This window comes from Vibrio aerogenes, from assembly GCF_024346755.1.
Lineage (GTDB): Bacteria > Pseudomonadota > Gammaproteobacteria > Enterobacterales > Vibrionaceae > Vibrio > Vibrio aerogenes.
In genome coordinates, this window is record NZ_AP024861.1 from 379,373 (window position 1) to 401,277 (window position 21,905).

Consider the following 21,905-nt stretch of genomic DNA (forward strand, 5'->3'; position numbering starts at 1 on the left):
GATATCATCAATAAAGCGCATAGGGTGTTTCTGTGCACTATGCGCTTTTTCTTTTTTTCCTGAGGTGAAACCATGTGGGAACAAGGGTTAGTACTGGTCCTGCTTGCCAGTATTGTCATCGGTTTAGTTTTAACACGTATTAAGCCGAGTGTGGTGTTTGCTGCGGCAGCTTTAATTGCTTTTTTAAGTGGTTTGCTGGACTTAAATGAGGTTGCAGAGAATTTTACTAATTCATCACTGTTGACATTGGTATTACTTATTCTTGCTTCTACTGCGCTGGAAAAAACCCGCTTAATTGGTTGGGTCAGTCAGCATATTTCTGAAGGAAAAATTGGTTCAGTCATTTTGAAGCTGGGTTTTTCTACTGCTTTACTTTCATCTTTTACTAACAATACCGCTGTTGTTGTCTCTTTGATTGGTGCTGTAAAACGTAATCGTCAGCATGCGCCTTCCCGTTTATTAATTCCATTGTCCTATGCTGCAATTTTAGGTGGAACATTAACTCTTATAGGTACTTCTACTAACCTGATCATCAACAGTTTCGTCGAAGATGCTGGCTTGCCGGGACTGGACTTTTTCAGTCCGACGATGATTGGTCTGGTTGTTTTGGTTGTCGGAGTTATTTTACTGGTTCCTCTGAGCTATTTTTTGCCATCTTATGATGAGAACTCTCAGGATGATTTACCCTATTTTCTTGAAGCTGTTGTGAATTCAGACTCTCCACTGGTTGGAAAAAGTATTCAGGAAAATGGCTTGCGTTGTTTACGAAAGTTATTTCTGGCTGAAGTTGTCCGTCATGGAGAGAGTCTGCCATCGGTTCATCCTGACTTTGTCCTGCAAAGTGATGACCGTCTGCTCTTTTGCGGAGATATTGAAAGTGTGTCTACCTTACAGGAAATTAAAGGGTTGACGCTCTTCGGGCAGCAACATTTGAATGGTCAGAGTTTTGTTGAAGTGATCGTCAGTTCATCCGCAACTTTTTGCCACAAGACGTTGAAATCCAGCCGGTTTCGGGATCGGTTTGATGCGGTGGTCGTTGCGGTCAGGCGGGGACATGAACGCCTTGAAGGCGGACTGGGAAGTATTGTTTTAATGCCCGGAGACTCGTTGGTTTTGGTTCCGGGAAAACGTTTTGAGCACGAAAGACGTCGTCACCGGAAAGAGTTTGTTCTTGTGCATGATCTTGAGTCGAGCGCCCGTCTGGATCTGTTTAAATCTGTCGGTGTACTGGCAGGTTTCACGGCAGTCATTGCCGCAGCATTGCTACAGTGGGTGCCGATGATTAAAGGGCTGGCCGTTTATATTTTAGTGCTGCTTGCGTTCGGCATTATCCAGCTTCAGGAGCTTCGGCGTCGTTTCCCGCTTGATATTGTGGTGATTGTGGGTTCAGCTTTGTCTATTGCTCAGTTGATGATTTCGACCGGCGTTTCTGAAATCATGGGAGACTTCCTGTCAGGGTTGTTTAATGGTTGGGGAGTGTACGGCGCATTAATTGCCACTTATTTGATGACATTGGTCTTGACTGAAGTGATTACCAATAATGCGGCGGCGGCACTCGCATTTCCTGTCGGTTACAGTATGGCTGTCAGTTATGGTGTCAGTCCGATGCCGTTTATCATGGCGATTCTGTTTGGAGCCAGCGCCAGCTTTATTTCCCCTTATGGATATCAGACTAATTTGTTGGTCTATAGTGTCGGTAATTATAAGCTGAGCGACTATGCAAAAGTTGGTATTCCTCTCTCTATTGTTTATTCGGTATTGGTGTTAGCACTCATACCTGAGTTTTTCCCGTTTTAATGTTAAAAGGAAGTGTTTATGCACTCAGAATCGAATATCACAGATGAAAACATTGTGTGGCATCATCATGCGGTTGATAAAGATCTCCGTGCGAAACTGAAAAAGCAAAAACCGGTCGTACTCTGGTTTACCGGGCTTTCAGGGGCCGGTAAATCGACCATTGCCGGAGAGTTAGAAAAACATTTAGCGCATCATGGATATCACACGTATCTTCTGGATGGCGATAATGTCCGGCATGGCTTGTGCCGTGATCTGGGTTTTTCTGAACAGGATCGCCGGGAAAATATTCGCCGAATTGGTGAGCTGGCAAAATTAATGGCGGATGCAGGGTTAATTGTTTTAACTGCTTTTATTTCCCCGCACCGTGCTGAGCGACAGCTGGTTCGGGATTTACTGCCTGAAGGTGAATTTCTGGAAGTATTTGTCAATACGTCACTGGAAGTCTGTGAACAACGGGATCCGAAAGGTTTGTATAAAAAGGCCCGCGCCGGAGAAATTCCTGACTTTACAGGGATAGATTCCGAATATGAAGCGCCGCATTCGCCGGAGATTGATTTGCCTGCCGGAGAGAAAAGCATTCAGGAACTGGCTGAGCAATGTCTCTCTGAGTTACATCGCCGGGAAATTATTCAACTCTGATTCATGATTTCATCGATCGTTAAACAGCATGGTGAACTGTGCTGTTTACATCAGTCTGAATCATAAACTTTTGTCCAAGCATCGCAATCAGTTGGTCATGATATTGTTGATTCGTCCGGTTGCCCAAAAGACGGCATAACTCATTGCCTGTCGGGCTGAAACGATAATAAAGAAGATGTACACCTTTACTCATGGGCTGAAGTAATAAATTCTTTCCCTGATAATGCAGAGGCAAGGCAGGAGAAAGATCGATTTCTCCTGATTCCAGCTCTGTGGCATGTAATAATCCAAGCTCAATCAGCACTAACAGACTTGAATAAGGGAGCTGATAATTTCCCAGACTGACCGAAATCGTTTGTTCCCGCTTACCGAAACTGAAAATACTGTTTTGCGCATGAATTCCGACTAAGATTTTCTGGCTGTGATCATTACCAAAACTACAGCCAAGCGCTGCAGCTTTTTGTAAGATCTGAGCTTCTTTTGGAGTCATATCTTTCAGAATCTGAAGAGCTTTCATCGAGGTTGCTCCCGGATTCGTCACTTCTTTTTTCAGCACCTGAGCCCAAAGTCGCTGCATTGAAGCATCATGGATATCCTGCGCCATTTCAAAGAAGCGGTACAGCCAGTCCTGATTAGGATCTCCGGCTGTTTCATCTTTACAGGATTTATGAGACAGCTGAATAATACGTTCCAGGTTTCTTTGTCGTCTTTCTTTGAGCTTTTTCTCTCTTTGTATGGCTCTGTCTAATGGCGATAATTTTGGTTTTTCTTCCTGGATCAGCGCCTCTAAGCCCTGATTTTGAGCGATATGAAGAATTTTACTCGCACTATCCTGAATATAACGACTCTTGGATTGTGGCTTTGGCTGTGATTGACCTGATTCCTGATCAATGGTTACGGGGGAACGCTGTTCTTCTTCCATTTCTGCAGACACTGATAACTAAGTTGAAATAAATGTAACCTTTAATCAAAAATACATCTATAGACAGATTCACGAAACGATAAGTTTTACTAAACCTGATGATAATTATTTGTTAAAATTGTTACCAGTGTTAACTCAAAACCAAGCGTTCCGTGAAAAAAATAATTTCAACAGTTTTAATTTTTCTGTGTTACTTTTTACTATTGGCTTATCTGGCCCACTTTATTGTTATATAAAATACATTGTTATATAAAATACGTCGTCGTGAGCATTGCTCACTGATCTTCGTACATTTCAATTCGTGCCCCTTCAATCACATATCCTGAGTCAGCGACATCGCTGCTGACAAACTCGGTTTTCAGTTTTCCGACGACATAAATGACATCCCATAACTGTTGTACCGGTGCACCTTTAGGAAATTTAACATCGATGATTTGATTGGGCGGCGGCGGCGGAACATGGATACAGGCACCAAAATAGGGAACAAGAAGAAATTCTGTGACCGTATTTTCGTCCCCTTCCAGAGGAATAACAAACCCCGGAATTTTGACAAAGCTGCCATTTAATTCAGATCGGACCGAGCCGATATGTGCCTGCTTAGCCGCTGACGGGCTATTATGATTCACTGATGGCATCCCTTGCTGATTAAACAGGCTACGCTCTTTTTCCGGGATGAGATCAATCCAGTCCAGCTGAAGTGGTTTTTCCTCACTCCATGATACGTGAGGAAAAAGGCTAACGATGGAAAGAAACATCACCAAGATATATTTGTACATTCATATTCCTTAAATTCTTATCGTCATTCCATCACTCAGGGATTGACGATAAGCCCGTAATGATGGCACGACACCAATCAACATACCGGCAAGCTGGACATAGCCCAGCAGCAGCCACTCATGTGGCGTCAGCATCTCTGGTGTAATGAGAATACCATAATGGTTATGAATGACGGGTGCAATAAGAAACATCAGTCCATAGACACCGGTTAAACCAACAATAATTCCAATCAAGGTTAACGCGCTGGCTTCACTCATCAGAAGCGCAAAAATATGCTTGGGCTGTGCTCCCATTGCTCTGAGAATTGCCATCTCACGACGTCTTTCCTGCAGACTTGTCAGCAAACTGCTTAACATGCCCATGAGTCCTGCAATGACCACAAATACAGACACAGCCATCAGCGCCTGTTCAGCGACTGACATCATGCCCCACAACTCCTGAAGTGCGACGCCAGGCATAATGGCACTTAACGGTTCTTTTCTGTATTCATTGATTTCACGCTGGAGAGCAAATGCCATAATTCGTGATTTTAACCCCAGCAGCATTGCTGTAATTTGAGTGGGTTGAAAGTGACGTTGTTCTAATGTTTTTGCATCTGGTGTTTTGCCAATATGTGCTCCGGATTCCCATCCGACATGAATGGCTTCAATGGCGGCAAGTGAAACATGAACGGTTCGGTCGACGGGGGTTCCGGTCGGCGCCAAAATACCAACGACGCTGAAGGGCAGATGATCATGCCGGGTAAAACCTACATCACTGATACCGTGCGCAATAATCATCTTGCTGCCAATTTTGTATCCTAGTTTACGGGCAACATCAGAACCGATGACTGCATCAAACAGGTGATGAAAAGGTTTTCCTTTAGCGAAAGTAAGTGGTTGCTTACGTCCATATTTATAAAATTTGAAGTAGTCTTGATTGGTTCCCATGACACGGAAACCTTTATGGGAGTCACCTAAAGAGATAGGGATTGCCCATTTCACGGCACGGTGGTGGCTGAATTCTTCGAAGCTTTTCCAATCGATGTTATTGGTCGCATTACCGATTCTGAAGACAGAATAAAGTAACAGGTTGACCTGTCCGGAGCGGCCTCCGACAATGAGATCTGTCCCTGAGATGGTATTCGCAAAACTGCTTTTTGCCTGCGTTCTTATCCGTTCTACACCCAGTAACAGAATCACTGATATTGCTACAGTTAAAATACTCAGAATTGCGGTGGTTTTTCTGTTGAATACACTTTTCCAGGACAATGTTGCGATTGTTTTCATGCACATTTCCTCGCTTGGTTCACTTCTGGCAGGTTGATACTTCGGTTAAATAAGGGCTCCAGAGTTGGATCATGGCTGACGAATACCAGTGTTGAATTGACCTGATTTGCTTCTTCAAGCAGTAATTCTATAAACGCGCTTCGATTATCAAAATCCAGTGATGACGTCGGTTCATCGGCAATAATTAACTGGGGTGAGCCAATTAATGCCCGGGCCGCTGCAACTCGCTGCTGTTGACCTATGCTGAGCTCAACAACGGGTTGATTTAACAAAGACTCCGGTAGTTTCAGCCGGTTCAGTAGCTGAACTGCTTTCTCCTGAAGTGAACCTGAAATATTATTTTTTCGTAACCGGGAAAACTGGCAGGGAAGCAGCACATTTTCGATGACGGACAGATAAGGCAGTAAATTAAACTGTTGAAAAATATATCCGATGTGATCTGCCCGGAATTTATCCCGCTGGCTGGCGGAAAGGTGAGACAATTGATGACCTAATATAGTGACTGAGCCTGATTGGGTTGTATTAATACCGGTCAGCAAGCTGAGAAGGGTCGATTTGCCACATCCACTGGGACCTTTGACAAATAAATGTTCGCCCTGCTGAACGTTCAGCTCAGGAATATCAATCACTGGAGATGTATCGCCAGGCCACTGAAATCTGGTGTTTTGGAGTGAAATTACACACGTTTGCTGTGAATTATTAAATTCAGAATCTTTCATGATAAACGCCCTTGAAGCAGTCTGGTAAGTAAAGACTTACCAGACTTTGTAAGACAGGAATCTTTATAGTGCAACCTGATGCTTTTCAGGTGTCAGTTCTTCTGAGCTCTGACGTTTGTCAGTAAAGATATTGACCTGGATACGATGTGTATTCGGGAAATGAGTGAACCACTGTGTCGATAGCTGTTTCAGGTTATCTGCATTCTGGCATTCGTAGTGGTACTGGATAGAATAAGCATTATGCTCGCCATGTTCATGTTCATGTTCATGTTCATGTTCATGTTCATGTTCTTCATGATTCATTTCAGTGTCGTGGTCATGATCATGGTGTTCGCCTTCGTCATGATGTTCATGGTCACGATGCGCTGTTTTATCATGATCACTATCGTGATCATCGTGGTCATGGTGATGTTCACCTTCATCATGATGTTCGTGCTCGTCTTCGTCATGATCATGATGATGAGTGGTCTGATGAATTTCACTGTGACTGATTTTACAAAGGGCATCTTTATTGACAGAGATAATACTGTCAGCCTGCTTTAAACGAGCCATGGCCCGATCAAAAACCTGATGTTCCTGAGTGGACTGGGGTTTGTGCTCGAAACCAACCACATCAGCGCCGGGCGCTGTAATTTCTATTAATAACTCATTCGCATCCTGAGCGATGTTCATTTCTACAACGCCGTGTACATGTGCTTCATGCTGGCGGAAACTTTCTTCTGCTTGTACTGATGTCACTGCCAGCCCGGCAAGAACAGCAATATGATAAGGTTTTAACATGTCAAATACTCCGTAATTAAGATGATTAAGTTATTATATGATTCATTCTTAATACGGTTACCGGCGGAGAACGAGCATCATAAGCGGATATCGGGCGGCTGATCCGGATGACTTCTGTTTCAGGCTCAATATAACCGTGTAAGACAACAGTCGGGAACGTTAAATCTGGTGTTTGGAGACCATGAATGATGCTATTAAACTGTTGGCAATCATGGTGATAATGATGGGCTTCTAATGTGTCAAACTGATGATGTATTTCTGCAAATCCCAGCCAAATGACAAAAAAGACAGCCGCTAAAGCGACTCCCTTCTGAAATTGGCAATATGTTTTGCTGATATCGTTCATAGAGAACCTGACCGGACAGAAACAGCAATGTTATAATATAACATTGCTGCTGGCGCAAGCATTATTGTGGCGGGGCAAAGCAGACGCCGGTTCCGTTGAGACCACAGTATCCATCGGGATTTTTGGCCAGATATTGCTGGTGGTAGGTTTCCGCAAAATAGTAGGGACCGGCCGGAGTGATTTCTGTTGTAATCATCCCCTGGTTGCCGGTTGTTAAGGCTTCCTGATAGCGTTGTCTTGTTCGTTCAGCAATCACGCGTTGTTCATCGTGATAAAAGTAAATAGCAGAACGATACTGTGTACCCATGTCCGGACCTTGCTGCATCCCCTGAGTCGGGTCATGGTTTTCCCAAAAACTGGTTAAAAGTGTTTCGAGAGAAATAACTTCTGGCTGGTAGATGATTCTGACCACCTCTGTGTGCCCGGTTTTACCTGTGCAGACCTCTTCATAAGTTGGATTTGGCGTGTATCCACCAGAATACCCCACCGAGGTTGATATCACGCCGTCGAGTTGCCAGAACATTTTTTCTGCACCCCAAAAACATCCCATTCCCAACAATATTTTGGCCTGACCTTTCGTCGGTTCTGCGTGGATACTGGAGTGATTCACGAAATGGCTATCTTCCACATCGAATGGGATTGCCCGACCTTTTAAAGCTTCATTCTGAGCGATCATTGTTCGTTTATCTGACATGACTTTTCCTTTTATTTTTATTGCCGGGACCGGATGAATGCTCATTCTCCCCGTATCTGCCATAGGTCTGATGATAATATATGGCTTTGAATACAATCTGTTTTATCAGGGCTATCCTCTGATGTATGGATAAAATGTAGTTCAGATTTAACTATCTGCGTACAGACGACAGAGTTTATGTTAATTATGATAAACTCAATCCAATTCTTAAATCAGATAAATCAATCGTATGAAGTCCCTTTTTACCCTTTGCTATGTTTTTTTCATTTGTTTTTCAATAACCGGTCATGCTGAAGTCAATGTTGTGGTGAATGGGTTGAAAGGTGAGCTGGAAGATAATGTTGATGCTTATCTATCCGGTATTTCTCCGGACGAAGACGCGGATAGTTTGCGTTTACATGCTTTTATCCGCAAAAATATCTCTCAGGCACTTGAAGCTTTAGGTTATTACCATGCTTCTGTTAAATTTCAAACCGATGGCGACCAGTTATCAGTGTTTGTCACTCCCGGAGAGCCGACCCGTATTCACAAAGCACAGATCTTGATATCCGGAGAGGCGGAGCATGATGATGATTTTGCCAGACTATCTGAAGAAAGCCAGATACAAACCGGAGCGATCTTAAATCATGCTCACTATGAGAAATTCAAATCAGACATCAGAAATCTGGCACTGAAAAAAGGGTATTTCAACGGCAAATTTACGCAAAGCCGAATCGAAGTCAGACCGGATAAGTATCAGGCGACCATCATCCTTTCCTTTGACAGTGGTATCCGGTATCAGTTCGGCCAGACCATCATATCCGGCAGTCAGATTAATGAGCAGAAAGTTTTATCATTACAACCTTTTCAATCCGGTGACCCTTACCGGATATCCCTGATTGGTGAATTTAATCAAAACTTATCGGACACCGACTGGTTTGGTTCTATAGCAATTACCCCTGATTTATCAAAAATACCGGAAGAGCGTGAGCTGCCTGTCAATGTTGTTGTGACGCCTGCGTCTAAAAATCAGCTGGAAACCGGACTGGGTTATTCAACAGATGTTGGTATTCAGGGATCGTTGAAATGGGTCAAACCATGGCTGAATGAAGAAGGACATAGTCTGAGTGGTAAAGTCTCCCTTTCAGGGCCAGAACAAGTTGTTACTGCCGGATATAAGATTCCGCTTCAGGATGTGCTTCACCAGTATTATCAGATCCAGTACGGACTAAAGAAAGTTGATAATCTTGATACGAAAAGTATTGAATCGAATCTCTCTCTGGAAAGGCACTGGCATTTAGATAATGGCTGGAACAGGACTGTTTTCATCCGGTATCTGATAGAAAATTATGAGCAGGGAATTCTTGATGATACAGGTCAGTTTGTCTTACCCGGGATTACCTTCACCCGCACCCGTACACGCGGCAAGCGGCTCCTGACCTGGGGCGATAAAGAGACACTCACGATTGAATATGGTAATCAGCACGCTTTATCTGAAACTGATTTGCTGCGGGTTCAGGGGGGAACATCCTGGATCCGGACTTATCAGGAAGATCACCGTTTTTTGTTGAAACTGGATGGTGGAATGAATCTGGTTGATGATTTTCAAAAGGTTTCTCCGTCGCTGCGTTTTTTTGCTGGTGGAGATAACAGTATTCGCGGATATGATTATGAATCAGTTTCCCCTGTTGATAGCAGTGGTGCATTAACCGGGGCAAAATATCTGGCAACGGCTTCGCTTGAATATCAATACCAGTTAACGGGTAACTGGTGGATCGCTTTATTTTATGATTATGGGGACGCCTTTAATCAAACACCTGACTGGAAAAGAGGAACCGGTGCCGGGATTCGCTGGGTTTCTCCTATCGGGCCTGTCCGGCTTGATTTTGCATGGGGGCTGGATAACCAGCCTGGCGATGAATTCAGGCTTCATTTCACTTTGGGGCCAGATCTATGATGCGTTTTATGTTTCGGTTCGGTAAATATAGTTTTGTTATTTTCTGTTCACTTCTGTTGGTCAGTGCCGCATTACTTGCTTTCATTTTATTGTCTCCGGCAGGGTTAAAACTTGCCCTGTGGAGTACTGAAAAAATCATCCCTTCTCTGGAAGTCGGGTATGCAGAAGGCGCACTTGGCCGGTCATTTGTTTTGACCGATGTGAGGTATAAGGATCCTGACACATCAATGGATATCCGGTTAAGCCGTGTTGCCGTGGACTTTGATAGTCACTGCTTCCTGCAGCCGGCTTTGTGTGTGAACTCTCTGGCGGTGAGCGGTGCCGATATTCAATTGCCGGATGGTCAGCCAGATCCAGAAACCGCAGAATCAGGAACAACCGAGGTCAGACATACGGATTTGATTCTCCCTGTGCCGGTCAGATTCTCCCGGATTGAGCTTAATGATGTGCATCTATCGACGCCACAGGCGACGGTTGTCTGGCAGGCGTTTTCCGGAGGTGTTCATTTTTACCGGAATCAGCTCCATATCACAAAAGTAAACTGGCATCAGGTTGATGTCACCCTGACAAAGAGTAAAGCGCCGCCTCCGGTTGTGAAGACACCAGCAGTTAAGGCAGTTCAGGATATTCAGTTGCCGGAGATCTGGATTCCGTTACGCATTGATGTCCCTGAATTTCATTTGTCCGGGCTGACACTTCATCTGCCGGAAAAACAATCCATAGATCAGTTTGACCTTGCGGTGAGTGCTGAGCATCATCGTGTTCACCTGCAGAAGGCAGAGATAAAAAACTCTCAGCTCAACCTCAGTCTGGCCGGAGAGATTGAACTAAATCGGAATTTTCCACTGGATTTACAGCTTGAGAGCCAGCTGAAGGCGTCACCGTTAGCCGGGCAATCGGTCACGCTGGCAGCAACAGGAAGTTTGCAGCAACTGGAAACCCGCATTGCACTTGATGGAAAAATTAATGGGAAAATGAAGGCGAAGGTTGCGCCTTTATCTGCTTCTGAACATTTTCCTTTTCAGGTTGAAGTGAGTGACTTGTCAGGGGGATGGCCGCTTGTGGATTCTCCCACATATCATTTTGGCGTGGATCGTTTGATGATTGAGGGAAATACAGAGAATTATCAGGTTCATCTGAATGGACAAATGAGTGGACTGGATATTCCGGAAACAGATGTTCGGTTATCGGGCTCCGGGACAAAAACTCAGTTTGACCTTGCTGCGCTGGAACTTGGCTTATTAAATGGCAGTATTTCCGGTCATTCGGCAATTCACTGGCAAGACGGATTGTCCATTCAGTCTGATATTCAGCTGAGTCATATTGAACCACAGGTCCAGTGGCCTTCGTATCCGGGACAACTTGATGGAACACTGAAGTTTGATGCTTCAATGCTGGAACCCGGGTGGGCAGTTTCTGTTTCACAGATGAATTTAACAGGCAAGCTCCGGCAGTATCCGCTTCAGGTGGCCGGAAAGTTTGAGGCATCGGGCAATATCAAAGCAAAAACAGTCAAGCTGGATGTACCCGGAATGAACATTTCACATGGTCCGAATTATCTCTCTGCCAAAGGTTCCATTGATCAAAAGATCAGGATGGATATCGGGATTCACTTTCCGGATCTGTCTAAATCTGTCAAATCCTTAGCTGGTCAGGTTCAGGGGAAAGTGAACCTGGCTGGATTACTTGCTTCACCGGATATCCGTCTGAACCTCTCCGGCCGGGATATTCGCTGGCAGTCGTTGTTTAGTGCGGGGGATGTCAGTATGAAAGGTCATCTGCAGTCAGCGCCTGAAGTCCGTGGAGAGATGGATGTTCAACTTAAGAGAGGGACATATCAGAATAAACGGATTGAATCCGCCAGCCTGAATATTCATGGTACGCAGCAAGATCACCAGGCAAGAATGCAGTTGAAAACATCACTGGGCGAGGCGGCACTCCGGCTATCCGGAAGTGCTGTTGACAACTGGAAACAGTGGCGTGGTGAGTTGAGGCGGGTTGATTTTCAGGCCAAAGGCCAGTCTGTTGCACTGGAAAAGCCGACGGGTATTTTTGTCGATACTCAGGCAGAGCAGGTCAGGATACAAGCGCACTGCTGGATGAATAAACAAGCCCGGTTATGTTTAGACCGGGATGCAGAACTCAGTGCAAAATCAGGTCAGGTGCAATTGTCTTTGAATCATCTTCAACTGGAGCAACTGGCATCTCTGTTTCCTGAAGCGATCACCCTGAGCGGTGATGTCAGGGGAGAGGCTGACGTTCAGTGGCAACCTGGCACTTCACCTGAATTGACCATGCAGCTCGAGGCAAAATCAGGTGTGCTGACGAATAAGGCTCCCGGACCGGTATCGCTCCAATGGGACATTTTAAATCTGCAGGGACACATAAAAAATAATCAGCTGTCGCTGCATTCCTTGCTGGATTTGTCGGACAATGGCCAGATCAAAACGAATCTTGAAATCCCGGATATCACCCATGCAGAGGATAAAATACAGGGAAATATAGCAATCCAACAAGTCTCACTTGATTTTCTGAAAGGGTTTCTCGGGGAGTACAGTGATTTTCATACTGTTGTTAATAGTCAGATTCAACTGAAAGGTAAAATGAGCCGTCCGCAGGTCTATGGCGATCTGCGAATGGATGAAATGAGAGTGAAAGGCCGGATGACTCCTGTTGATATCCGGGAAGGAACGCTCCGGATTGGTTTACATGGTTCTCAGGCTGACTGGCTGGCAGATGTGAAGACACCGGACGGCGCATTATCCCTGAAAGGCGAAGGAAACTGGAAATCGCCGGATGACTGGCGGGTCTCTTCCCATCTTTATTCTGACGGCGTTGAGATAAAAGTGTTACCGATGGTCCGGCTCAAAGCTCTGCCCGATATTCAATTGACAATGACACCAAAAATTGCGGACGTGACCGGGGAAATATCGTTACCGGAAGGTGAAATTAAGATCGATCAACTGCCCGAAGGAGCAATCAAAGTGTCTGATGATCAGGTGATTCTGGATACTTCGGGTCAACCATTACAGCGGGAAAAATTACCGCTTCGGGTCAATACCCATATTCGTGTGAAGCTGGGAGATAACCTTTCTGTAGCTGCCTTTGGTCTCAAAGGGCGCTTAAAAGGAATACTTGATGTTACACAGCGGGACCAGGCACCGTTTATTCATGGAGAAGTTAATATTCTCGATGGAAGCTATCGCTCTTTTGGCCAGGATTTACTGATACAGCAAGGAAAAATATTAATGAATGGTCCCGCTGATCAGCCTTATGTATCTATCACTGCCATCCGGAATCCTGAGCAGATAGAAGATGATGTCACGGCTGGTATTCAGGTGACCGGACCCGCGGATAATCCTTCAGTGACTGTTTTTTCTGATCCTTCAATGCCCCAGGCAAATGCATTGTCTTATCTGCTCCGGGGAAAAAATCTGACATCAGACTCTGGCGGTCATACGGTGACCAGCAGCTTAATTGGTTTAACGCTGGCCCAGAGCGGTAAACTGGTTGGAGAGCTGGGCCAGGCATTTGGTGTTCAGGATCTTGAATTGGATACAAACGGTGCCGGAGATGATACTCAGGTCACGGTCAGCGGATATATTTTACCGGGACTTCAGGTGAAATACGGGGTGGGTATTTTTAACTCTGTCGGCGAGTTTACGGTGCGTTACCGGCTTATGAAAGATCTCTATCTGGAAGCTGTGTCCGGGTTAACCAATACTGTTGATCTACTGTATCAGTTTGAATTCAACTAAATCTCATGAGCGGATGCTCAATGAAGTCGCACTTAATCAGGCCGACTGATTTTATGGTCCGGATATCGGTTTCAGGGAGGAAAATATGGAACATCTGGTTTTTGTATACGGGACGCTCCGGCAGGGAGAATCGAATCACTTTTTGCTCAGAGACAGTCAGTTTCTGGGCTTCTGGACGACACCACCTGACTATGCTTTGTACGACCTTGGCGAATATCCAGGCATGATTCCCGGCAGGGAATCAATTTGTGGTGAGGTCTATGCCGTCAATGAGACTTGTCTGGCTGCGCTGGATAAACTTGAAGATATTCCTGTCGAGTATCGTCGTGAGGTGATGAATACGACTTTTGGTCACGCATGGGTTTATATATATCAGGATAAATCAAAATTAAAAAATCATATTCCTTCCGGGGATTGGTGTAACAGATAATATTTGTTATCACATGAATGTGTCCGGATAAGTCAGATAAATAAGCAAAAACCCCTTTTGATTATTTATATTCTCTTGTCTCGGTTTTTCTTTCTTTTATATTATTTTAGTGACCTGCTTTGCAAAACGTGAAACCGGTTTCCATATTTAATCCAAAAAAAATAAAAGTGTGCAGATCTGCACAATCTTAATCCATATATATTTATAGACTTACTGAGTTTTCTGAGGTTTTACTAAGTGTATCCCTCAGAAAATAAATTAATTATATACCTGAGATTGCGATTGAACATGCAATGAAGAGTGTATTGTACTGGTTAATGTGGCTTTTTATGGAACCGGTTACCTTTTGGTTTCCTTTGTGTGCTACTTGAAAGTCAGGAATAGTCATTCACAAGTCTTAATATTATCGGCCGTTTCGGCAGTGGTTGGGTGGCGATGAATGGCAGTCGACCGATAACGAAATAAACAATCTTGGATAAAATATACATCACGGTAATTCCGGATGAAGTAATAAAAGAGCAGTTTGCTGGAGAAGCAAACCCTACAAGAATATATAGGATATCTACTAATGAAGATTAAAACGCTATCACTCGCAGTGACAATTAGTTGCGCCTGCTGTTCTCTGTTTTCAGCAGCGACATATGCTGATGATCATATGGATCAGAAAGCGCTGGATGCTGAAGTTGCCAAAATGGAACAAATGCATCAGACCTATGAAGCTGAATTACAGAAAATGCGCCAGATGCGTGAAAAGTATGAAAGTAATCTGGCAAAAATGAACGATCCAAAGCTTGATGAAGGTAGCAGCGGATATGAAGCGCTGAAAGCAGCAATCGATCGAATTACTTTCTATGGCTTCTTCCGGGCAAAATATGATCATGATGACCGGGATGAAATTGGTCTTGGTGCCGACACAAACAACAGACATTTTTATATGGATTTCGAAGCGAAAATGAAAGTGTCTGATGAGTGGGAGGCCCATTTCCAAAGCGAAGCCCGTAAAGGTTATACCGTGAATCAGTCATGGCGTGATGACCCGGGTAGTGATGATCAGGACGGAACAGTTCAGCGTATCTGGGTTGAAGGGCATCCATATGATGGCGTTGGTCTTGCTCTTGGAACAAAATGGTGGGGGCTTGGTTTCCAGGCTGTGCCGTTCGGTCATGCAGCTGATGGTATTCAGGTCGACTACACCTTTGTTAAAGACTGGAATGCAAAAGCATTCTGGTGGAGACCCCGTCAGGGCGATTTGATCTCCATGCCTAATGGCTCTGAAACATCCATCAGTGGTCTTAATGTTACCGGTCACATTGTCGACCAACTGGCAACCAGCCTGACTTTTGCCACTAATGAAAATGATGATGACAAACAAATGATGGATCGCATGGGAGCCGTTGAGCTGCAATACAAACCCATCGATGATGTGACTTTGACTGGTAGTTATGTGTGGACAAATGCTGACGATTACAACAACAGTCAGGAATATCGCGTCGATTATAAATCAACTGATTTGTCTCAGGTTGGTTCATATAGCCTGTATGCCCGCTACGTCGATTTTGAAATGTACGGTGATTACTCACATGATGACGAATGGGCCTCGCTGAAGTCTGATACAAAAGGATGGATTGCAGGTGTTAAATATGTACTGTACAAAAATGTCGTGTGGGAAACGTTCTACTCGCAACAGAAAAAAATATCTACGGATAGTTCAAGTAAACACTTGATCCGTACACAGATTGATTTTCATTTTTAATTTACAGAGTCCATAAGCAGTACTTCCCTTACTATGGATACCTGCGTGCTTACATCATCAGCACTCCCATGGTAAGGGATTTTATAAAGCACTTTCACACAACCATTCCGACTCTTGTTAAACAAGTACAGGAAGCACCGAGATGCTGTTTCACCGGATTTTAGCTCAGTGCTTCCTGCCTTCTTTCCTGTTCTCCCCTGGTCGTTTATCATACTGAGTTCTTGTGTTGTTGCATAATAATGTGACTTGTCAGGAACTTTTACGCTTTGGGATAGAAACAGTTTCATCAATATCGTAAATATGATTCCTGAATCAGGTTCCTCTTTCCTTAAGCTGAGTGAAGTGTGGGCTTTTTGTTCTGCTACTCTAATGTCATCTTATCTAATGTCATTCTGAGTAACAGATGTTTAGGTATGGGTAAATTGAGTTGGTTTGCTGGATATTAAAGCTATAAAAACAGTCTGGTTATACGCTCAAGCTATATTGCCACAAAAAATTATAAAACTGTTATTTTTATACAGGCAGGAGGTTGAGGTGGTGTTATTGAGTAAACCAAATGAGTCTGATCCTCATTTGTTACGGGAAGAAGTTGAAAGACTAAAGATACTTTATCAGAGGGATATCAACGAACTCAGTGCTGAACTGGAACTGAAAGAATCAGAAATAAATACTCTGTTGCTTTATGAAGAGCTCAAAGATCGGCTAAGAGTGAATAGCCCGACGGATGAATTTCTTTTAAATCAGATTTGTAATGGTATTGCTGTTACATCTGATTCCTCGTCTTATCAAGGGATTCAACAGGTTGATTCACATGAAATGCAAAGTTCTTATCATGCTATTCAGCAACTCATGCAAAAGTTGAACGGAAGCATCCTACAACCCAATATGACCTCTCTCTGTGAAGAGATTATCGAACCTTTTCATGAGATGCTTAACGCGGTTGAGGAGATTTCTTCTCAGATTAATTTGCTGGCGTTGAATACGGTGATTGAAGCTGCAAAATCAGGGGATAATGGTCAGAGGCTTGCCTTCATTGCGGATGAAGTTTCCACGTTGGCGCAGCAGGCACACAAAATCAGTTTTGAGCTGGAGAATTTTATACAGGACACATTCAGGGCATCTGGCTTAGCATTGCATCTGTGAATGGATGCCGCGGAGCTCTCTCTTCTCATCAGGATAAAGCCAAAGGAAGCTTCTTTACATTGCTTCACTTGGCTTTGCACTAATTTACATTTATATAAATAATCATTTACGATTAATTGATTCATACTATTAATGAACGTGGAGATGAGGAGAAATTCCCATGAAAAGTTTATTAATGGTGGTTTGTGCTTTATTGATGACAGCTTGTAGCTCTCAGTCTTTCCCTGTTTTATCTGACAGTCAGGGGTGGCAGCAATGGGGCTATGATCAGGGGTTTCAGGGGTTGAATCCAGCTTCTGTCACTGAACTGACTGAGCTTGGAGCCAGAAATTTAACTGATGAACGTTATGCCGACTACATTCAGGGATATCGTGCAGGTAATCAGGCTTATTGTGCTCAGGATCCGTTCGAATCAGGAAAGATGCAAAGACCTTATTATGGTGCTTGTGATGAGTCCCATCCTGATTTCAGGGCTGCATATGAACAGGGGCAGTGGGAAGATGATGTAACATCCGGAGCATACATGTCAGAATCCGATTATGAGTAACGATATCATACACAGGCAATACCTCAGGCTGTGTAAACACAAAAGCCATTATCCGGATGATAATGGCTTTTGCTTATTGATACGATGTGAATCGCTGATTATTTCTGAGCACGTTCGTAAGAAGACTGAATCTCCGCGCGTGCAGCTTCTGCATTTTCCCAGCCGTCTACTTTTACCCACTTACCGGCTTCCAGCTCTTTGTAACGCTCAAAGAAGTGCTTGATTTGTGCTTTCAGTAATTCTGGCAGGTCATCGACATCCTGAATGTGATCATACTCTTTCGTCAGTTTAGAATGAGGAACCGCAACAACTTTAGCATCTTCACCTGATTCATCGGTCATTTTTAAAACACCGACCGGACGACAGCGAATGACTGCACCAGGAACCAGTGGATAAGGCGTTGGTACCAAAACGTCTACTGGATCACCGTCCAGTGACAGCGTGTTATTCACGTAACCATAATTACATGGATAGAACATCGGTGTAGACATAAAGCGGTCTACAAATACAGCACCAGAGTCTTTGTCTACTTCATATTTGATTGGGTCTGCATTTGCCGGGATTTCGATAACAACATAAATGTCATCCGGAAGAGATTTGCCAGCAGGCACATTGTTCAAGCTCATGAAAGAATTCCTTAGATTTTAATTAACTTTTCAGTTAGGACGCATATTATTATTCAGTTCAGCTTTGAACGCAAAACCTGTATGACTGAAATCATCTGTCATATGAAAGAATCGCAACGATTGATCAGAACTATTTGCAGCCGGGAAACAAAGCATAAGCAGAGAAGCCCTTTTTTGTAAAAGGGCTTCCGTATGAAGTGTTTAATCCGGATGATTTTCCAGAAATTCTTCCACCTTGCGAACCATGTTAGGTGAGCCGACAAAAAATGGAACACGTTGATGAAGTTCTTTCGGTTCCAGATCCATGATTCGGTTGACGCCATCACTGGCAAGACCACCGGCCTGTTCCATCAGAAAAGCCATCGGATTGCATTCATAAAGTAGTCTTAGTTTACCTTGAGGATGGCTCAACGTGCTTGGATACAAATAAATGCCGCCTTTCAGCAGATTTCGGTGAAAATCGGAAACAAGCGAGCCAATATACCGTGATGTATATGGACGATTGTCTTCCGGCACATTTTCCTGACAGAATTTGATGTATTTCTTCACGCCCGTCGGGAAGCGAATGTAGTTGCCTTCGTTGATTGAATAAATCCGTCCATCCTGAGGAATCATCATATTTTCATGAGACAAACAGAAAGTGCCCAAAGATGGATCATAGGTAAAGCCATTTACACCTTTACCTGTCGTATACACCAGCATAGTCGATGAGCCATAGATGACATAACCGGCTGCGACCTGCTTGTTGCCTGGTTGCAAAAAGTCCTCTTTGGTCGGTGTAGTACCAATCGGTGAGACGCGTCGGTATATCGAAAATATGGTTCCGACGGAAACATTCACATCGATATTGGAAGAACCATCCAGCGGGTCCATTAAAACGACATACTTGGCATTCTTATTCAGGTCTTTATTAAACAGAACGACTTCATCTTCTTCTTCACTGGCGACACCACAGACCTGATCCCGTGCTTCGAGCGCTGATTTAAATTTCTCGTTCGCATAGACATCCAGTTTTTGTTGGACTTCACCCTGAATATTCTCTTGTCCGATAGCTCCGGTAATATCGACCAGACCGGCTTTGTTTATTTCGCGATTTACAATTTTGGCTGCGAGGCGTATTGAAGCCAGAAGTGAAGACAATTCACCGCTGGCATGGGGGAAATCACTCTGTTTTTCAATGATGAACTCGCCCAGTGTTCTCATTTCTGACATATTGTGTCCTTCAGCATATAATCAAAAAAATCACCTGTGAATCCAGATGCAATCTGTATGAAGCGCGTTCTTTGTCATTGATTGTCATTTGGTTTCATTCTGGTTTCGGAAAGTCGTGAAGTCACTTGAAAGTAGTTCTGTTTTTCGATGACTGTTTGAAAGTCTATGACCGGGATCTTATTTATGGTAATGAACTAACTGATGAACCTCACATTTTTGAAATAAATTTATGATAGCCATTTTTGAATAGAATAAGTGCGCTATTTGTTGGGAAATAACGGGATTCTGACTCGCTTTTATTCGTATGAATCATGATAATAAGGCGGAGTTTCTTCAGCAGAGGAATAAGACAAATTCATGCACATACATATACTTGGAATCTGTGGTACTTTCATGGGTGGAATTGCCATCCTTGCCCGCCAAATGGGGCATCGTGTTACGGGTTCTGATCTGAATGTTTACCCGCCAATGAGTACGATGCTTGAGTCACAAGGTATTGAAATTATTAAAGGTTATGAGCCTGAGCAACTTCAGCCTGAGCCTGATTTAATTGTGGTCGGGAATGCAATGACGCGTGGAAATCCATGTGTAGAGTATTTGTTAAATCATCGTCTTAATTATACTTCCGGACCGCAGTGGTTATGCGATTATTTATTACGCGATCGATGGGTATTGGCCGTATCAGGCACACATGGCAAAACAACGACATCCAGTATGCTGACCTGGATTCTTGAGTATTGCGGTTATGAGCCCGGATATTTGATTGGTGGCGTGCCCGGCAACTTTGATACGTCTGCCCGATTGGGAAAAACTGACTTTTTTGTGGTCGAAGCGGATGAATATGACAGTGCTTTTTTCGACAAGCGATCTAAGTTTGTTCACTACCATCCCCAGACCTTGGTTATGAACAATCTGGAATTTGATCATGCTGACATCTTCGATGATTTAGATGCGATTAAGCGGCAATTTCACCATTTAGTCAGGATTGTTCCCGGCATTGGCAGAATACTTTTACCCGCTCAGGACCGTCATCTGGCTGATGTTCTTGCGAAAGGATGCTGGAGTGAAACTGAATATACCGGCAGCGATGAAAACTGGAATGTAACAAAACTGAAAAAAGATGGATCTTCGTTCCAGATTTTATGGGGAGGGGATGTTGTCGGACGTGTCGACTGGGAATTAATCGGTGACCATAATGTCCGGAATGCGTTGATGGCAATTGGCGCGGCACGGCATGTCGGCGTCGTTCCTGAACTGGCTTGTGAAGCATTGGGGCACTTTATTAACACCAAACGCAGGCTGGAGAAACGCGGAGAAATAAAAGGGGTGAGTGTTTATGATGATTTTGCACATCACCCGACGGCTATCAGACTGACGCTGGAAGGGTTGAGAAATAAAGTTGGTCAGCAGCGGATCCTGGCGGTACTGGAACCCCGGTCAGCCACGATGAAAATGGGAGTTCACCAAACTACACTTGCAGCTTCACTCGATGCTGCCGATGCTGTTTTTCTGTATCAGCCAGAAAACCTGGACTGGTCTGTTGCCGATGTTGCCAGTCAGTGCCGGTCTGTTGGGTTTGTCTGTGATGATGTCGATACGCTGGTCAGTCAGATCGTTGGATATGCCCGTCCAGGGGATCAGATTCTGGTCATGAGTAATGGTGGGTTTGGTGGCATTCATCAAAAATTATTAGCAGTACTGGAGAAGCATGAATATGTCTGATTTACAAAAAGAGAAAAAAATTACACTGGCATGGACGGGTGCTTCAGGTGGTCCTTATGGACTCCGTTTATTACAACATTTGCTGGCGGCTGATTATCAGGTGTATTTATTGATTTCTTCTGCCGCACGGGTGGTTTTGGCGACCGAACAAGGGTTGAAATTACCAGCTTCACCAGAAAAAACGCATGAGATTCTGGTCGGTTACATGCAGTGCCGGTCTGAGCAGCTGGTTGTCTGTGGGAAAGAAGATTGGTTTTCTCCGGTTGCTTCCGGTTCTGCTGCACCGAAACAGATGGTGGTTTGTCCGTGTTCTGCGGGCAGTCTTGCAGCGATTGCGTATGGTATGTCTGATAATCTGATTGAACGGGCTGCTGACGTGGTCATCAAAGAGAGAGGGCAATTACTGTTAGTTGTTCGTGAGACGCCGTTTTCTACCATTCATCTGGAAAACATGCTGAAACTGTCTCAGGCAGGCGTCACTATTATGCCAGCCTCACCCGGTTTTTACACTCAGCCTGAATCCGTTGAAGATATGGTTGATTTCCTTGTCGGACGGATTTCAGATCATCTGGGGATTGAACAGTCCATTGTCCCCCGGTGGGGATATGACAATCGTCGCCCTGAGTGAGCCAGAATCGGGGAAATGGTAGCTAATTTCTTTGATTCACAGTAAACTCGTTTGCACTCATTGGGGAGCTAAAACAGATGTGAATATGGATTTATATTGATCATCTGACGCTGAGATCGGCCTGAAAGCCGGGACCCATAATGCCAATTGTCAAAATTGGTGACCTGAACCAGATAATGCTGGCGTAGGAATTGAGTGCCATGTGGTG

At 44.2% G+C, this 21,905-nt stretch carries 19 protein-coding genes; 10 read left to right on the forward strand and 9 right to left on the reverse strand.

All coding sequences use genetic code 11. From position 1 onward, the window contains the following. Positions 1-72: 72 nt before the first annotated feature. Together OCV29_RS01775 and cysC are read left to right on the forward strand one after the other, a co-directional pair. Entirely contained in the window at positions 73-1,797 is a 1,725-nt protein-coding gene (locus OCV29_RS01775; protein ID WP_073602963.1) for an SLC13 family permease, read from the forward strand. Between the two features lie 18 nt (positions 1,798-1,815). After that, positions 1,816-2,436: an adenylyl-sulfate kinase gene (gene cysC / locus OCV29_RS01780; protein ID WP_073602962.1), complete on the forward strand. Its 621-nt coding sequence runs from the start codon at positions 1,816-1,818 to the stop codon at positions 2,434-2,436. A gap of 19 nt (positions 2,437-2,455) precedes the next feature. Here cysC and OCV29_RS01785 read toward each other — a convergent pair whose 3' ends face one another. From OCV29_RS01785 to msrA, 7 genes are all read right to left on the reverse strand, one after another. After that, positions 2,456-3,358: a TIGR03899 family protein gene (locus OCV29_RS01785; protein WP_073602998.1), complete on the reverse strand. Its 903-nt coding sequence runs from the start codon at positions 3,356-3,358 to the stop codon at positions 2,456-2,458. 275 nt (positions 3,359-3,633) lie between these two features. Continuing rightward, positions 3,634-4,134 (reverse strand): DUF3299 domain-containing protein, encoded by a 501-nt coding sequence (locus OCV29_RS01790; RefSeq protein WP_073602961.1) that lies wholly within the window; start codon positions 4,132-4,134, stop codon positions 3,634-3,636. 9 nt (positions 4,135-4,143) lie between these two features. After that, a complete protein-coding gene (locus OCV29_RS01795; RefSeq protein WP_073602960.1) occupies positions 4,144-5,403 on the reverse strand; it encodes an ABC transporter permease in 1,260 nt (419 codons plus the stop codon). Then, entirely contained in the window at positions 5,400-6,122 is a 723-nt protein-coding gene (locus tag OCV29_RS01800) for an ABC transporter ATP-binding protein (protein ID WP_073602959.1), read from the reverse strand. Before OCV29_RS01800 ends, OCV29_RS01795 begins: the two co-directional genes overlap by 4 nt. 63 nt (positions 6,123-6,185) lie before the next feature. Next, a complete protein-coding gene (gene zrgA / locus OCV29_RS01805; RefSeq protein ID WP_261887354.1) occupies positions 6,186-6,902 on the reverse strand; it encodes a zinc uptake protein ZrgA in 717 nt (238 codons plus the stop codon). 25 nt (positions 6,903-6,927) lie between these two features. After that, the gene (locus OCV29_RS23630) at positions 6,928-7,248 is read right to left on the reverse strand and encodes a DUF2607 family protein (RefSeq protein WP_073602957.1); all 321 of its coding nucleotides are present in this window, start codon (positions 7,246-7,248) and stop codon (positions 6,928-6,930) included. 61 nt (positions 7,249-7,309) lie between these two features. After that, on the reverse strand, positions 7,310-7,942 hold the full coding sequence (gene msrA / locus OCV29_RS01810; protein WP_073602956.1) for a peptide-methionine (S)-S-oxide reductase MsrA: 633 nt from the start codon (positions 7,940-7,942) through the stop codon (positions 7,310-7,312). 229 nt (positions 7,943-8,171) lie between these two features. Between msrA and tamA the strand changes: the two genes are divergently transcribed. The 6 genes from tamA (at position 8,172) to OCV29_RS01840 (ending at position 17,509) form a co-directional block, all read left to right on the forward strand. Beyond that, the gene (tamA, locus tag OCV29_RS01815) at positions 8,172-9,878 is read left to right on the forward strand and encodes an autotransporter assembly complex protein TamA (RefSeq protein WP_084193262.1); all 1,707 of its coding nucleotides are present in this window, start codon (positions 8,172-8,174) and stop codon (positions 9,876-9,878) included. Further along, entirely contained in the window at positions 9,875-13,636 is a 3,762-nt protein-coding gene (gene tamB, locus OCV29_RS01820; protein ID WP_073602955.1) for an autotransporter assembly complex protein TamB, read from the forward strand. Before tamA ends, tamB begins: the two co-directional genes overlap by 4 nt. A gap of 85 nt (positions 13,637-13,721) precedes the next feature. After that, on the forward strand, positions 13,722-14,066 hold the full coding sequence (locus OCV29_RS01825) for a gamma-glutamylcyclotransferase family protein (protein ID WP_073602954.1): 345 nt from the start codon (positions 13,722-13,724) through the stop codon (positions 14,064-14,066). Positions 14,067-14,634: 568 nt separating this feature from the next. Next, complete coding sequence (locus tag OCV29_RS01830) at positions 14,635-15,819, forward strand: carbohydrate porin (RefSeq protein WP_073602953.1); 1,185 nt, start codon at positions 14,635-14,637, stop codon at positions 15,817-15,819. A 432-nt stretch (positions 15,820-16,251) separates the two neighbouring features. Further along, positions 16,252-16,962, forward strand: a complete 711-nt coding sequence (locus OCV29_RS01835) for a methyl-accepting chemotaxis protein (protein WP_139281534.1) — start codon at positions 16,252-16,254, stop codon at positions 16,960-16,962. A 160-nt stretch (positions 16,963-17,122) separates the two neighbouring features. Further along, entirely contained in the window at positions 17,123-17,509 is a 387-nt protein-coding gene (locus tag OCV29_RS01840; protein WP_073602950.1) for a DUF2799 domain-containing protein, read from the forward strand. A 98-nt stretch (positions 17,510-17,607) separates the two neighbouring features. On the opposite strand, the gene ppa is transcribed toward OCV29_RS01840, so the two are convergent. Next, positions 17,608-18,135 (reverse strand): inorganic diphosphatase, encoded by a 528-nt coding sequence (ppa, locus tag OCV29_RS01845; RefSeq protein ID WP_073602949.1) that lies wholly within the window; start codon positions 18,133-18,135, stop codon positions 17,608-17,610. 201 nt (positions 18,136-18,336) lie between these two features. Next, on the reverse strand, positions 18,337-19,347 hold the full coding sequence (gene fbp, locus OCV29_RS01850; protein ID WP_073602948.1) for a class 1 fructose-bisphosphatase: 1,011 nt from the start codon (positions 19,345-19,347) through the stop codon (positions 18,337-18,339). 357 nt (positions 19,348-19,704) lie between these two features. Between fbp and mpl the strand changes: the two genes are divergently transcribed. Together mpl and OCV29_RS01860 are read left to right on the forward strand one after the other, a co-directional pair. Continuing rightward, on the forward strand, positions 19,705-21,069 hold the full coding sequence (mpl, locus tag OCV29_RS01855; RefSeq protein ID WP_073602947.1) for a UDP-N-acetylmuramate:L-alanyl-gamma-D-glutamyl-meso-diaminopimelate ligase: 1,365 nt from the start codon (positions 19,705-19,707) through the stop codon (positions 21,067-21,069). Beyond that, positions 21,062-21,697 carry a flavin prenyltransferase UbiX gene (locus OCV29_RS01860; protein WP_073602996.1) on the forward strand — a complete coding sequence of 212 codons (636 nt, stop codon included), beginning with the start codon at positions 21,062-21,064 and terminating at the stop codon, positions 21,695-21,697. The genes mpl and OCV29_RS01860 overlap by 8 nt, the downstream gene beginning before the upstream one ends. The last annotated feature ends 208 nt before the right edge of the window (positions 21,698-21,905 follow it).